The sequence below is a fragment of the Streptomyces sp. NPDC046985 genome (assembly GCF_040644415.1).
Taxonomy (GTDB): Bacteria; Actinomycetota; Actinomycetes; order Streptomycetales; family Streptomycetaceae; genus Streptomyces.
Genome location: NZ_JBEYWK010000016.1, coordinates 172752 through 187219, shown reverse-complemented (window position 1 = coordinate 187219; position 14468 = coordinate 172752). Strand labels below are relative to the sequence as shown.

The 14468-nt window shown below is 75.0% G+C and carries 12 protein-coding genes; 6 read left to right on the top strand and 6 right to left on the bottom strand.

The annotated features are described in order from the left end of the window. Positions 1 to 1119 (bottom strand): hypothetical protein (locus ABZ861_RS21745; protein ID WP_361632494.1); only part of this gene is annotated, 1119 nt, incomplete at its 3' end. 355 nt (positions 1120 to 1474) lie between these two features. On the opposite strand from ABZ861_RS21745, the gene ABZ861_RS21740 reads away from it, so the two are divergent. Beyond that, positions 1475 to 2179, top strand: coding sequence for a class F sortase (locus ABZ861_RS21740; protein WP_361632492.1), 705 nt, complete (start codon positions 1475 to 1477; stop codon positions 2177 to 2179). Positions 2180 to 2275: 96 nt separating this feature from the next. Here the strand turns inward: ABZ861_RS21740 and ABZ861_RS21735 are convergent, their stop codons facing one another. Next, positions 2276 to 3115, bottom strand: coding sequence for a polysaccharide deacetylase family protein (locus ABZ861_RS21735; protein WP_361632490.1), 840 nt, complete (start codon positions 3113 to 3115; stop codon positions 2276 to 2278). Positions 3116 to 3207: 92 nt separating this feature from the next. Then, complete coding sequence (lysX, locus tag ABZ861_RS21730) at positions 3208 to 6501, bottom strand: bifunctional lysylphosphatidylglycerol synthetase/lysine--tRNA ligase LysX (RefSeq protein WP_361632488.1); 3294 nt, start codon at positions 6499 to 6501, stop codon at positions 3208 to 3210. A 113-nt stretch (positions 6502 to 6614) separates the two neighbouring features. Between lysX and ABZ861_RS21725 the strand changes: the two genes are divergently transcribed. Both ABZ861_RS21725 and ABZ861_RS21720 read left to right on the top strand, forming a co-directional pair. Further along, positions 6615 to 7103, top strand: coding sequence for a universal stress protein (locus ABZ861_RS21725; protein ID WP_361632486.1), 489 nt, complete (start codon positions 6615 to 6617; stop codon positions 7101 to 7103). Positions 7104 to 7323: 220 nt separating this feature from the next. Next, on the top strand, positions 7324 to 7482 hold the full coding sequence (locus ABZ861_RS21720) for a hypothetical protein (protein WP_361632484.1): 159 nt from the start codon (positions 7324 to 7326) through the stop codon (positions 7480 to 7482). Between the two features lie 153 nt (positions 7483 to 7635). Here the strand turns inward: ABZ861_RS21720 and ABZ861_RS21715 are convergent, their stop codons facing one another. Next, entirely contained in the window at positions 7636 to 8877 is a 1242-nt protein-coding gene (locus tag ABZ861_RS21715) for a CapA family protein (RefSeq protein ID WP_361632482.1), read from the bottom strand. A 280-nt stretch (positions 8878 to 9157) separates the two neighbouring features. On the opposite strand from ABZ861_RS21715, the gene ABZ861_RS21710 reads away from it, so the two are divergent. From ABZ861_RS21710 to ABZ861_RS21700, 3 genes are all read left to right on the top strand, one after another. Then, positions 9158 to 9706: a sigma-70 family RNA polymerase sigma factor gene (locus tag ABZ861_RS21710; RefSeq protein WP_361632480.1), complete on the top strand. Its 549-nt coding sequence runs from the start codon at positions 9158 to 9160 to the stop codon at positions 9704 to 9706. A 145-nt stretch (positions 9707 to 9851) separates the two neighbouring features. Then, positions 9852 to 10361, top strand: a complete 510-nt coding sequence (locus ABZ861_RS21705) for a hypothetical protein (RefSeq protein ID WP_361632478.1) — start codon at positions 9852 to 9854, stop codon at positions 10359 to 10361. Between the two features lie 391 nt (positions 10362 to 10752). Beyond that, entirely contained in the window at positions 10753 to 11403 is a 651-nt protein-coding gene (locus tag ABZ861_RS21700) for a zf-HC2 domain-containing protein (RefSeq protein ID WP_361632476.1), read from the top strand. 33 nt (positions 11404 to 11436) lie between these two features. Here ABZ861_RS21700 and ABZ861_RS21695 read toward each other — a convergent pair whose 3' ends face one another. Together ABZ861_RS21695 and ABZ861_RS21690 are read right to left on the bottom strand one after the other, a co-directional pair. Further along, the gene (locus ABZ861_RS21695) at positions 11437 to 12300 is read right to left on the bottom strand and encodes a DNA-formamidopyrimidine glycosylase family protein (protein WP_361632474.1); all 864 of its coding nucleotides are present in this window, start codon (positions 12298 to 12300) and stop codon (positions 11437 to 11439) included. Between the two features lie 52 nt (positions 12301 to 12352). Further along, the gene (locus ABZ861_RS21690; protein WP_361632472.1) at positions 12353 to 14446 is read right to left on the bottom strand and encodes a SpoIIE family protein phosphatase; all 2094 of its coding nucleotides are present in this window, start codon (positions 14444 to 14446) and stop codon (positions 12353 to 12355) included. Positions 14447 to 14468: the final 22 nt, after the last annotated feature.

Sequence of the window (14468 nt, the reverse complement as noted above, 5' to 3'; positions counted from 1 at the left end):
ATCCCGTTGGGGGCACACACAACCCTTACGTATGCAAATTGGTTCGCATACGTGAATATGGTCCTGTGGAGCAGTTTGGCGCCGCCCGCCCTCGACCCGGCCGCGGAGGAGCCCAAGGAGATCGCCGCCGCCCGCAAGAACGCCGACAAACTGGCAGCCGAGCACGCCGCCGGTCGCCAGCAGCCCGCCGCCGATGGCCATGTCGGTCGGGGTGGCGCCGGTGGTCGTGCCGCCCCCCAGCCCGCCGCGGACGCCGCCGACGACCGTGAAGCTCGCCCGGCGGGTCTGGGTGCGGCCGTCGCAGCGGACGGTGATGTCGTACGTCCCGGGCTGCGCGTCCGCACGAATCACGGCGACGGCCCTCGCCGTGTCGCCCGACCCGCCGTCGGCGCGCAGCGGCACGGTGTCGAACACGGGCGAGGAGACCGTGCCGCTGCGGCACCCGTAGACCGTCACGGTCAACTGGCCGCCGGGGGCGATCGTGCTGGGCAGCACCTGGACGTCGCCGCCGTTGCCGCGCCCGCCCCCGCCCCCGCCGCCGTCGCCGTCGCCGTCGCCGTGCCCGCCCCCGCCGCCGCCGTTGCCGCGGCCGCCCCCGCCGCCGTTGTCGGGCCAGTTCCCCTGGCCGTTGTCGCCGTTGCCCCGCCCGCCGGAGTTCCGGTGGCCGCGGCCGTTTCCGAAGCCGTTGCCGGGCCCGCGGCCGGGTCCGTTTCCGTAGCCGAATCCGGGACCCCAGCCCGGACCGTTGCCGTAGCCGTAGCCGTAGCCGGGACCCCCGGGGCCGTAACCGAAGCCGTTCCCCGGGCCGAAGAACGGGCCGCCGTACCCGGGGCCGCCCCCGCCCGCGAAAACGCCGACTCCACCCACCCCCCCGACGCCGCCGACACCTCCGAAGCCGCCGACACCGCCTACACCGGGAACACCGCCGACACCGCCGACACCTGGGACGCCGCCGACACCTGGGACGCCGAACTGGCCGTTGCCGATCCCGCCGAGCTGGCCCGCGCCGGGGTTGGCGCCCGGGGTGTCGCCGCCCTTGGCCACCGCCCCGGGGGCGGCCAGCCCGACCGCGGCGACGGCGGCGACCAATACCGCCAAGGGGGTACGAGGAGTGCGCATGTGATCCTCCGCGGAAGGCGCCCCGGGACCCGTGCCCGGTCGATCGGCGAGAAAGCACCTCCCGCAAAAACCCTCGGATGCCCGTGCCGACGCCGCATTTCGGGGCTCGTCCGTCCTGGTGATCAAGAACCCCGGGGGAATTCACACTGTCGCTCGTTCCCGCAGGTCACGGGCCGTCAGAAAACCCTCTTCCGGACCGTCTCGGATGGCGCACCGACCGGACCGCCTCGGATGGCGCACCAGAAGGAGTCGGCACCCGTTCGCCCGCGTCCCGTCGCCGGTTGCGCGCCCGCGACTTAGCGTTTTCCGTACGCGCGAATGACGAGGCGACGGCCGCGTCGAGAGGGGATGGCGAATGTCGATGAGCGGGCTGTCCGGCCTGGCCGAGGAGGAGGAACGGGTCGCGCGGAGGAAACGGGCCCCGTGGGGTGTGATAGCGCTGGTGCTGCTCACCGGACTCGCCCTCATCCGCAACGGCTCGGGGGAGTTCGACGTCGGCCCGCCCCAGCCGGCCAAGGCCGCCGCGCCGGACGTCGGCCCTCTCCTGCCCAGCGCCTCGCCCGGCGCTGCTTCCGGCGGGGCGCCAGTCGGGGTTCCGGCGATGCCGTTCTCGGCGCCGGACCGGGTGAAGATCCCCGTCATCCAGGTCGACGCGCCCGTCACGCCGGTCGGCGTGGACCCGGACGGGTGGGTGGCCGCGCCGCCGCCGAACGACCCGAACCTCGCGGGCTGGTTCAGCGGCGCCGTCACCCCCGGGGAGAAGGGCACCGCGGTGGTCGTCGGCCACGTGGACAACACGGCGGGGCCCGCGGTGTTCTACGGCCTCGGCGCCCTGAAGAAGGGCAATCACGTCGAGATCCACCGCCAGGACGGACGCACGGCCGTCTTCGAGGTGTACGGGGTCGAGGTGTTCCAGAAGAGCGACTTCCCCGGCGACCGCGTCTACGGGTCGAAGGGGACCCCCGAGCTGCGGGTCATCACCTGCGGCGGCGGTTACACCAAGCAGACCGGCTACCAGGGCAACGTCGTCGTCTTCGCCCGCCTGATTCAGGCCCGTTGAGCACGCCGCCCGGCGGCCGCCCCGGCGGCGGGGCGGCGACGCCGTCCGGGGCGGCCGGGTCAGCCCGGGGCGACCGGGACAGCCGGAGTGCCCGGGTCAGCCGTACTGGCGGCGCGGCACGGTGAAGCGGTAGCCCTTGTCCAGCAGCGTGGGCAGATAGGTGCGCAGGGCCCGCACGGTCTGCGAGCGGTCTCCCCCGGCGTCGTGGTGCAGCACCACGACGCCGGGGGCGGCGCCGCGCAGCACCCGGCGCACGATGGCGTCGGTCCCGGGAGTGGTCCAGTCCATGCTGTCGACGCTCCAGGCCAGCGGCTCCATGCCCAGCTCGGCGTTGATCTGGAAGACGTCGCGGTTCCAGGCCCCGTAGGGCGCCCGGAACCACAGGGGGCGCTCGCCGTACACCTTCTCGATGAGGTCGCTCGTGCGCTCGATCTCGTCGCGGATCACACCGCGGGTGCGGTGGGTGAGCAGCGGGTGGCTCCAGGTGTGGTTGCCGACGACGTGGCCCTCGTCGGCCATCCGGGCCACCAGGTCTCGGCTCTTGTCGGCCATCCCGCCGCAGACCATGAAGGTCGCCTGGACGTCGTGTCGCGCCAGGATGTCCAAGACCTGCGGGGTGTACTGCGGGCTGGGCCCGTCGTCGAACGTCAGCAGCATCGTGTCGCCGCTGACGGAGAAGCGCAGGATCGGCGCGCGCCGCACCGCGAGCGGCAGGGGGCGGGCGGGCAGCGCGGCGTCTCCGGTCATCGGCGCGATGCGGAAGGCGGAGGAGCGCAGGGGGCTGCGTGCCGGGGGGCCTGCCGCGGGCGGCGCCGGGGCGCCTGACGAGCCGTCGGAGAGCAGGAGGCCGGCCGTGCCGGCCGCGCCCGCCGCCCCGAGGGCGGCGACACCGGCGAGCAACGCGCGCCGCCGCGTGAGCAACTGATCCTTCTGCATGACTCATCAGTGACCGGACGGCCCCCGCCGCACCGGCACGGCGGCGCGAAAGCACCCGCCCGGCCCAGCGCGCCGCCCCGGCGCGCGCCCCCTCAGCGGCGCCGCACCAGAGGGAACGGCAGGGTCTCACGAATCGTCAGTCCGGTGAGGAACATGACGAGCCGGTCCACGCCGATGCCGAGTCCGCCGGTGGGCGGCATGGCGTACTCCAGGGCGTCGAGGAAGTCCTCGTCGAGTTCCATCGCCTCCGGGTCGCCGCCTGCGGCGAGCAGGGACTGCGCGGCGAGGCGGCGGCGCTGCTCCACCGGGTCGGTCAACTCCGAGTAAGCGGTCCCGAGTTCGGTGCCGAAGGCGACCAGGTCCCAGCGTTCGGCGAGCCGCGGGTCGGTGCGGTGCTGCCGGGTGAGGGGGGAGACCTCGGTCGGGAAGTCCTTGTAGAACGTGGGCGGCCCGGTCCGCTCCTCCACCAGCCGCTCGTACATCTCCAGCACGACCTCGCCGGGGCCGTCGTCCGGGGTGTACGGCACCGCGGCGCGGTCGCAGTGCCGGCGCAGCGTCGCCAGGTCGTCGCCGGGGCCGATCTCCTCCCCCAGCGCCTGCGAGATCGCCTCGTGCACGGTCTTGACCGGCCAGGGCCCCGAGATGTCGTACTCCTGGCCGTCCCGGTGCACGACGGGACGGCCGAACGCCGCGGCGGCGGCGCCCTGGACCAGTTCGCGGGTGAGGTCGAGCATCACGTGGTAGTCGGCGTACGCCTGGTACGCCTCCAGCATCGTGAACTCGGGGTTGTGCTTGTGGGAGACGCCCTCGTTGCGGAAGGTGCGGCCCATCTCGAAGACCTTCTCCAGGCCGCCGACGCACAGCCGCTTGAGGTACAGCTCGGGGGCGATGCGCAGGTACAGGTCGAGGTCGTAAGCGTTGATGTGGGTGGTGAACGGGCGGGCGTTGGCGCCGCCGTGGACCTGCTGGAGCATCGGCGTCTCGACTTCCAGGAACCCGCGCTCCAGCAGGCCCTGGCGCAGCGCCTGGACGGCGGTCGAGCGGGTGCGCACGACGGCGCGGGCCTCGGGGCTCGCGATCAGGTCGAGATGGCGCATCCGCACCCGGGCCTCGGGGTCGGCCAGGCCCCGGCGCTTGTCGGGCAGCGGGCGCAGGCATTTGCCGAGCAGACGCCAGTCGGCGGCGTAGACGGTCGGCTCGCCGGTGTCGCTGGCGCCCACGCGGCCGGTGGCGGTGATGTGGTCGCCGATGTCGGTGTCGGCGGTGAAGCGGTCCAGCGCGGCCTGTCCCGCGCCGTCCCGGGTGAGGGCGATCTGGTGGTCGCCGGAGAAGTCGCGCAGCACGGCGAAGACGACGCCGCCGAAGTCGCGGACCAGCATGATCCGTCCGGCGACGGTGACCTGCTCGCCCGGACGCGCCTCAGAGCGGACCTCGGCGAGGGTGCGGGTCCGGGCCGGTACGCCGACCGGGTAGGGGTCGACGCCCTCGGCGCGCAGCCGGTCCAGCCGGGCGTGGCGGACGCGGACCTGTTCGGGCAGCCCGGCGAGCGGGTCCGCCGCCGCGGCCCGCTCGGCGCCGTCGAGGCCGAGCGCGGTCAGCGGGGGCAGGCCCTCGGTGGTGGCGGGCCGCGGTCCGGGCCGGGCGTGCGCGCGGCCGCGCAGCCTGCGCAGCCACGGCGGGGCGGGCGGGGAGAGGAAGCCCTCGGCGATGGCGGAGGCGACGCCGATGCGGGCGAGGGAGGCGGGATCGCCGTAGCAGAGGTAGCGCGGATACCACTGGGGGCGGTACTTGGCGTTGGACCGGTAGAGGGCTTCGAGCTGCCACCAGCGGGAGAAGAACAGCAGCAGCCGGCGCCACAGGCGCAGCACCGGGCCGGCACCGATGCGGGCGCCCTCCTCGAACACCGAGCGGAACACGGCGAAGTTGAGCGAGATCCGGCGCACGCCCAGCCGCGGGGCCGCCGCGCACAGGTCGGCGACCATGAACTCCATGATGCCGTTGGGCGCCGTGCGGTCGCGGCGCATCAGGTCCAGGGACACCCCGTCGCGGCCCCAGGGCACGAAGGAGAGCAGGGCGAGGAGCGTGCCGTCCCGGTCGAGCGCCTCGACGAGCAGGCAGTCGCCGTCGGCGGGGTCGCCGAGGCGGTCCAGAGCCATGGAGAAGCCGCGTTCGGTCTCGGTGTCGCGCCAGGCGTCGGCCTTGTCGATCACCTCGGCCATCTCCTCGGGGGCCAGCTCGGCGTGCCGGCGGACCCGGCAGACGGCGCCGGTGCGGCGGACCCGGTGCACCGCCTGCCGGATCACCCTCATGTCCCGTCCGTCGAGGTCGAAGCCGGCCGTGTGCACGATCGCCTCGTCGCCGAGTTGCAGGGCGCCGAGTCCGGCGCGGACGTAGGCGCGGGCGCCGTCCTCGGAGGCGCCCATCACGGCGGGCGTCCAGGCGTGGCGGCGGGCCGCCTCCAGCCAGGCGGCGAGGGCGTGCGGCCACGCCTCCCGGTCGCCGACGGGGTCGCCGCTGGCCAGGCACACGCCGGCTTCGACGCGGTAGGTGACGGCGGCCTTGCCGCTGGGCGAGAACACGACGGCCTTGTCGCGGCGGGTCGCGAAGTAGCCGAGGGAGTCGTCCTCGCCGTAGGCCCTGAGCAGGGCGCGGATGCGAGGTTCCTCGTCGCCGTGCAGGGCGGCTTCCAGCCGCTGCGAGCGGAACAGCGTGGCGGCGGCGTTGAGCAGGGCGAGCGCGCCGAACAGGCCGAGCAGGAAGGTGACCGCGCGGGGCGGGCGGCCGTCGAAGTCGCGGGCGGAGGCCAGTCCGCCCAGCACCCGGTCGGCGGACCAGGCCAGGCACTCGTCCGGCGGCAGCGTGCCGGGCAGGAGCGCGACCAGGCCCCAGCCCGCCAGGACCGCCACGACGAGCCAGGCGACCAGGACGGCCAGCGCGCGCCACACGGCGCCGCGGCGGGAGGCCGCGTAGAACTCCCCGCGGGCGGCGACCAGCAGGAGCAGCGCCAGGCCGCACAGGACGAGCGAGGCCAGCGACACCGCGAACGGGCCGAGCACCAGGCCGAGGGCGTCGCCGAGGAGCACCAGGCCCAGGTAGACCACCACGAGCCACCAGGCGACCTTCTTGCGGGCGGCGGTGGCGCCGGCCAGCAGGAACAGGAAGGCGGCGTAGGCGAGGTTGGCGCTGACCGGGACCAGCAGCTCGTCCAGGAAGCGGACGACGGGGCGGAGCAGGTCGCGCAGCGGGGCGATGAGGTCGAGCAGGGCGCAGAGCAGGGCCAGGGCGCCGAAGAAGACGGCGAAGCCTTCGGGCACCTTGCCGAGGAAGCCGCCGCCGTGCGCCCGCGCGGGGTCCGCGGCGCGCCGGGGCGGTGCGGCGGCGGTCATGGCTGTGAGGGGGTGGCTCGCATGGTTCGACTCTAGGAACAGCGCGCCCGGCGCGCCCGTCGGGACCGCCCTGCCGAGGAACGGCCGCCACGTCGTCCGATAGCCTCACGAGCGTGACGGAACAGCACGAAGAGCGCGGGGAGCACGAGCGGCACGCCCATGTGTTCGAGCGCGGCACGGACGGCCCGAAGGTGATCGTGGCCGGGGTGGACGGCTCGGACACCTCGATGCGGGCGGCCGCCTACGCCGGCGGTCTGGCGCGGCGCCAGAACTCCCTGCTGGCTCTGGTGTACGTGCAGCCGGTGATGACGGCGGGCACGGCGATGGGGGCGCCGGTGGCCGAGGTGACCGACGAGATCGCCGAGGGCCTGGTACGGCAGATCCGGGAGGCCGCCGAGCGGCTGAAGGGGATATACGAGGTCCGCTGGGAGTTCCACACCTTCCGCGGCGACCCGTACGGCGGCCTGGTGCGGGCGGCCGACGAGCTGAGGGCGGACGCGGTGGTCGTGGGCGCCTCCGAGCAGGCCGGGCACCGGATCGTCGGCTCGGTGGCCGTGCGGCTGGTCAAGGCCGGGCGGTGGCCGGTGACGGTGGTGCCGTAGGGGCGCGGGGTCCGGGGGCGCCCGGTTCCTCAAGGTCCGGCTCCTCAAGGGCAGGTTTCTCAAGGTCTGGCCCCGGTTCGGCTCCTCAAGGTCCGGTTTCTCAGCGTCTGGCCCCGGTCCGGCTCCTCAAGGTCCGGCTTGTCAAGATCCTGCCTCGGGCCGCCGCGGCGGGCCGTCCGGTCGTGCGTGGCGTCTTCCGCGTCCGGCGGGGGTGGGGATCATGATCCGCCGTCAGCCGTCCGCCGTCCGCCGTCCGCGAAGAGGTGAGGCGCATGACCAGGTGCGGTTCGCCGTGTGGTTCCTGATCGGCTGCGCGATCTACTTCGGCTGCTCCTGCCAGCGTTCGGCACTGACCGGCGGCCGGCAGGCCGGGGACTGACCGTGGGGCCGACCGGGGACTGACCGTGGAGCTGACGGAGAGCTGGGGGCGCGGCGCGCGCCGCCCGCGGCGCCCGCGCCGCCGCGCCCGCCCGGCCGCACCGCTCACGGCGGCTCGGCCACCCGAGTGACCGGGGTGACCGGGTCACCCCGGTCACCCGCTCATCGTGAGCCCGTCCCGGTCCGCGCCCCGGGCCAGTACGGCCGTGCGGATGGCGTCGCGCACGGACTGGAGGTCGGCGCCCCCGGCGATGGCCGCCCCGACGTCCACCACCCGGCCCGCGTCGACGTCGTACATCTCGGGGACGAACTCGGCCCTGCTCACCTCCCAGCGTCCCCCCGGCCGGGCGGGCGGGGCGAAGGTGAAGCGGGCGAGGGTGCTCTGCCGGGCGCGCGGGTCCTGCCGTCCGGCGCCCGCCGCCCCGCCGTCCGCACCGTCGCCGTCCGCACCGTCGCCGTCCGTTCCGTCGCCGTCCGCCGCGCCGCCGTCCGCAGCGCCGGCGTCCGCCCCGCCGCCGATCTGGTCGCCGAGCCCGTACGCCACCCAGGTGCCGTTGACCTTCTCGTAGGGCAGCGGGCCCCGGGTGCGGGTGCCGAGGATCAGGTCGACGTCGGGGCGGTCGCCGGTGCGGGCGGCGGTCAGCCGCTGGGCCAGGTCCAGTTGCCCCTGGTCGGGCGCGTCCTGCCGCTCCCGGCCCCAGTCCAGGGACACCACGACCACGTCGGCGCCCGCCTGCCGGGCGGCGCGGGCGTCGGCGACGATCCGGTCGGCGTCGATCGGGTTCAGCGCCCAGGGCTGCCCGGCCGGAAGCGGCTGGTTCGACGCGGAGGCGTAGGAGAGGCAGGCGACGAGCGCCCCGCCCGCGGGCAGCAGCGCGCCGCGCATCTCCGCCGCGCCGCGGGCCGTCCCGGCGTGCCGCAGGCCGGTGCGGTCGAGGGTGTCCAGGGTGCGCCGGACGCCGTCGGCGCCGTCGTCCAGGGCGTGCGCGGAGGCGGTCGCGCAGCCGTCGTAGCCGGTCGCGGCGAGCGCCTGGGCGAGCTGCGGCGGGGACTTGTAGAGGGGCGCTCCGGTGTACGCGCCGTCCGGGCCCTGCGCGGTGTCCAGGTGGCACAGCGCCAGGTCGGCGCGCGAGACGACCGGCGCGACGCCCGCCAGCATGGGCCGGAAGTCGTGGCCGGAGCCGTCCGCGTCGAACTTGGCCCGGTCGAGGACCGAGCCGTCCGGCAGGATGCCGCCGGAGGCGACGAGCGTGAAGGGGCCGGCCGCCCGCCGGGCGGTCGGCGCCGGATTCCCCGCGGGGGCGGCTGTCTGCGTGCGGTGGTCGACCCGGCAGGCCGCGCCCGCGGCGAGGAGGGCCGTCAGGACCAGGGCCGCCTGGCGTCTGCGTGCGATCATCGATTTACCTCACCGGCAGTCAGATAGGCATGAAATATGTACGAAGTCGGCGCCCCTCGCAAACGGACCGGACCCCCTGGTTAGCCCGTCCGGCGGGCGGCGCGACCCGTCCGCCCCCTCGCGCGGGGTTCGCGAGGCGCACGGGACGCCGGGGGACTGACGGGGCGGAGGGGAGCTGACGGACCGTTCGTCGCACCGTTCGTCGACGCCGTCGACCGCCCGCCGCACGGCGGTGCGCGCGCCCTGTCCCGGCGCGGGCCGCCTGCGCTGCCATACGACCATGACGGCCGCAACCGCCCTCCCGCACGCCACGAAGACCGCCGAGCACGAGATGGCCGCGCTGCAACGCGACCACGCGCGGCCGCTGTTCGCCCTGCTGCTGCGGCTGTGCGACGGCGACCGGCAGCGCGCCGAGGACCTGCTCCAGGAGACGCTGGTCCGCGCCTGGCAGCACCCCGAGGCGCTGCGCGCCGACGCCTTCGCCTCGGTGCGTCCCTGGCTGCTGACGGTCGCGCGGCGGCTCGCCATCGACGCGCGGCGCGCCCGCCAGGCCAGGCCGCCGGAGGTCGGGGACGCGGTCCTGGAGAGCACACGGGTGATCGCCGACCACGCCGAGCGGTCCGCCGCGGTGCTCGACGTGCGCGAGGCGGTGCGGACTCTCACTCCGCGGCACCGCGACGTCCTGGTGCTGGTGTACTTCCAGGGGGCCAGTGTGGCGGAGACCGCCGAGATCCTGGGCATACCGCCCGGTACCGTGAAATCCCGCGCGTACTACGCGCTGCGCGCCCTGCGCCGGGTGCTTCCGGGTTACGCGGCCGACCTGCGCTGAAACCGGGCCTCTGGTCAAGCCTCCGTAAAGCGCCTTGCTGTGGACCACCGTTGAGTAATCGGCTGTCCTCACGCGTGTTCTGGACGGGCCCGTCCCGAGAGTCGGAGCAGGGCGACGCGCAGGCACCGGAGGAAGGCAGGAAGGGATGCTGCACAGAGGTCACGAGACCGCGGACGACGACGGCGGACTCGCCGTCCCCATGGCCTGGTTGTACGCGGAGTACATCGCGGACGAACTGCTGCGCTCCGGCGATCTGATGCCGCCGGCCTCGGTGGAGTTCCGGGCCGGGCGGGACGCGCTGGCGCTGACCGTCTTCCTCTCCGACACCGGCGGCGAGCTGTCGGGCATCCGGGTGGTGTCGCAACTGGAGACCTGGATGTCGCTGACGGCGTACGACAGGCCGTGGGAGGACTGGGTCCGCGAGCGGATGGCCGACCTCGCCGCCGACGCCTGCGCGCGCGGCGTCCCCTGCCCGGACCTGGCGCTGGCCGAGGCGGCCTGGCGCTGGCTGGAGGAGACCGAGCTGCTCGCGCCCGACCTGGACGCGGTGCCGGGCCGCGCGGGGGCGCTGAGCGAGGACGAGGGGCCGCAGGTGTGGACGCCCGCCTGGCAGCTCGGCCTGCCGCTCGGCCACCTCGCCATCCACCTGTTCTGACGGCGTCCGCCTCTGCCGCCGTCTGACGGCCTCTGTCCGGGGCTGCGGGCGGGCTGCGGGCGGCTTCGGCCGGGGCTGCGAGCGGGCTCCGGCCGGGATTGCGGACGCGCTCCGATCGCACCCGGCGGTGCTGCGGGCGGCCTTGGGACTGGGCTGCGGACGTGCTCCGATCGGGTGCCGGGCGGGGCTGCGGGCGGGGTCGGCGGCGGTCCCGTTCCGGGCTTCTCGGCGGTGGCCGGCGCCGGACTGGATTCCGACCAATCCGCGGTCCCGGCCGCTCCGAACGCGTTGAGGACGATTCGCTGCGCCGCTTGAGTGATTCGGCGGCCGGGTGCGTACGGGTGGGAGCAAGGAGTAACCCCACCCGCACTCAACGGCACGAGGATTCGGCATGAGGTTCCTGGAACGGCATCGCGACGCCGGCGCCTACGCGCTCGGCGTGCTGGACGAGGCGGACGCCTTCCGCTTCGAGGACCACCTCATGGAGTGTCCTCGCTGCGCGGCGCACGTCACCGGGTTCGGGCCCGCGACGCGGCAGTTGCTGCTGTACCGGCGGGCCACCCCCCGCTCGGTGCACCCCGCGGCCCAGCCCGGCCCGCGGCTGTTGGAGCGGCTGCTGCGCGAGGTGTCCCACCGCCGCCGGGCCGGACGGCGGCGGCTGATCTACGGGCTGGCCGCCTCCGCGGTGCTCGCGGTGGGCGGACCGGCCGGCGCGGTCGTCGCCCGGCAGGGAGACGGATCCGTGCGGCTCACCGCGACCGACGCGTCGACCGGCGTGTGGGCGGAGGTCAGGGCGGCGGACGTCGGCTGGGGCAGCGAGGTGCGGCTGCGGGTCAAGGACGCGGCCGGATCGTACGCCTGCCGGCTGGTCGCCGTGGGCCGCGACGGCTCGGAGCAGACGGTGACCAACTGGACCGTCCGCGAGCACGGCGACGCGCCCGGCACCATGTCGGGCGGCACCGCGCTGCACCCCGCGGAGATCACCCGCTTCGAGGTGCGCACGGCGGACGGGCGCCGCCTGGTCACGCTCGGCCGCCCCTGACGGCCCCCGCCCGGCGCAGGGCCGCGGCCCCGGCTACTTGAGCAGCCGGGACAGTCTCCGGTCGGCCAGCGGCTTGCCGCCCGTCTGGCAGGTCGGGCAGTACTGGAGCGAGGAGTCGCTGAAGGAGACCTCGCGGATGACGTCGCCGCACACCGGGCAGGGCTCGCCGGTGCGGCCGTGCACCCGCAGCCCGCTCTTCTTCTCCGACTTCAGCCGCCCGGCCGCCACCCCGCGAGAACGCTCGACCGCCTCGGTCAGCGTGGTCCGCAGCGCCGCGTACAGCCGGCTGACCTCCTCCGGCGCCAGCGAGGCGGCGAGCCTGAACGGGGACATCCCGGCCGCGTGCAGGATCTCGTCGCTGTAGGCGTTGCCCACGCCCGCGATCAGGCTCTGGTCGCGCAGCGCGCCCTTGAGCTGGCGCCGCTCGCCCGCCAGCAGCGCGGCGAACCGCTCCTCGTCGAAGTCGGCGGCCAGCGGGTCGGGGCCGAGCCGGGCCACGCCCGGCACCTCGTGCGGGTCCCGCACGACGTACACCGCGAGCCGCTTCTGCGTGCCGGCCTCGGTGAGGTCGAAGCCCGCGCCGTTCTCCAGCGCGACCCGCAGCGCCAGCGGCCCCTTCCCCGGCCGGGGCGGCCCGTCGGGCAGCCGGTCCCGCCACTGGAGCCATCCGGCGCGCGCCAGATGGGTGACGAGGTGCGGGCCGGCGCCGGTCTGGAGGTCGAGGAACTTGCCGTAGCGGTGCACCGCGGTCACCTCGCGGCCCTCGAGCGCGCCGGGGGGAGGGTCGTAGGTCTTCAGGACGCTGACGGCCGCGGGCAGGACCCGGACGATCTCGTGGCCGACCAGGTTCTCGGTCAGGAAGTCCTTGAGCGCTTCCACCTCGGGCAGTTCCGGCATGAGTCCAGAGTGCCACCCGCAGCCGGGAGTGCCACGCGGTGGCGGCGGGGGGTCAGCCGGTCGCGGGAACGGGGACCACGAACTCGCACCACAGGCACTTGCCGCCGCCCCGGGCCTCCACGCCCCAGACGTCGGCGAGCCGGTCGACGAGCAGCAGCCCGCGGCCGGAGACGCACTGCTCCCCCGGCTCGCGGCGGCGGGGCAGGGCGCTGGAGGCGTCCTCCACCTCCACCCGCAGCCGCCGGTCGGCGCCGCTGAGCACCCGGAGGGTGACGATCGCGGCCCCCTCGGTGTGCATCAGGGCGTTGGTGATCAGCTCGTCGGCCACCAGTTCGATCTCGTCGGAGCGCTCCCGGGCGCCCCAGGTGCGGACCGCCGAGCCGATCCGGTGCCGGGCGCCGGTCAGCGCCTCCGGGTCCCCCGGCGCCACGTGCTGCCGGATCCGGCCGACGGGCCGGCGCTCGGTCAGCGCGCGGCGGCGCAGCACCAGCAGCGCCACGTCGTCGTCGCCGCCGCGCTCCTCGGCCATCCCGATCAGCAGGTCGGCCAGCTCGCGCACGTCCGCGGGCCCCGCGGCGACGGCGTCGCGCAGGGCGCGTATCCCGTCGTCGAGGTCGGCGCCGGGCTGTTCGACCAGGCCGTCGGTGCACAGCACCAGGGAGTGTCCGGGGTCCAGCTCCAGCGTGCCGACGGGGTACTCCAGGCCGCCGAACTCCGCGGACAGGCCGAGCGGCAGACCGCCCTCGACGGTGACACGGCGGCAGACGCCGTCGCCCTCCCGCACCAGCGGGTCGATGTGTCCGGCGCGGACCACTTGGACGACGCCGGTGGACAGGTCGGCCTCCGCGTACAGGCAGGTCGCGAAGCGGTCGGTGTCCAGCTCGCGCAGGAAGATCGAGGCGCGGGCCATCACGGTGGCCGGGGGGTGGCCCTCGGCCGCGTAGGCGCGCAGCACGATGCGGAGCTGGCCCATGACGGCGGCGGCGTGCGTGTCGTGGCCCTGGACGTCGCCGATGACGGCGCCGACCCGGCCGCCCGGCAGCGGGATCAGGTCGTACCAGTCGCCGCCGATGTCCCGGCCCAGGGAGCCGCCCGCGTAGCCGGAGCGGTAGCGCACGGCGATGTCGGCGCCGGGCACGCTGGGGATGGTGCGCGGCAGCATGGCCTGCTGGAGCCCTTGGGCGAGGTCCTTCTCCTGGTCGTAGAGCATCGCCCGCTGGAGGCTCTGCGCGATGCTGCTGCCGAGCGCGACGAGAATGTTGCGCTCCTCGGGCGTGAAGCCGTGGCGGCCGCTGTAGAGCAGGCCCATGCCGCCGATCGGGCGCGCCTGCGCGATCAGCGGCAGATAGGCGGCCGAGGTGATGTCCAGGCCGATGATGTGCGGCCACAGGATGGGGTAGCGCTCGGCGAAGTCCTCCGGGGACTCGATGAAGCGGGGGCTGAGGGTGCGCACCGCCTCGCTCATCGGGTAGGGGTCGTCGAGCCGGGTGACGTGGGTGCCGGGCACGGAGGACTCCTCCGGCCCTTCGGCGACCAGCCGGATGCGGTCGGCCTCCAGCAGGCCGAGGACCAGGCTGGTGGAGCCGAGCAGCGGCAGTCCGTGGCTGTCCTTGACGACGTCGATGACGTCCTGGACGGTGCGCGCGTGGGCGAGGGCGGCGGTGGCAGCCTGGACGACGTTGGTCTGCTCGCGCCGGGCGGCGTCCCGGGCGACGCGCTCCCGGAGTCCGGCGCTGTCGTCGAGTTCCTCGGTGGCGTCCCGCACGATGCCGATGATCCGGCGCGGGCGGCCGGTCTCGTCCCGGCGGATGTAGCCCTGGGTGTGGGCCCAGCGCAGGGCGCCGTCGCGGCGGCGCAGCCGGATGTAGGTGCCGTAGTTCTCGCTGCCGTCCTTGATCGCGCGGGCCAGCAGGGCGTCCAAGCGCTGGCCTTCGCCGCCGGTGATCCGGGGGGCCACGCTGTCGGGACGGCCGTCGAACTCCTCGGGGCGCAGGTCGAAGATCTGGTGCGCCTGGGCGTCCATGCTGAGCAGACCGGTGTCCAGGTCCCAGTCGAAGCTGCCCATGCGGTTGAGCGCCAGGATGAGGTCCGGGTGTGCGGGCCAGTCGTCCGGGGGTGACAGGACGTGCGCTCCCCGTTCAGCCATGGGGCCACCTTGCCAGGATTTG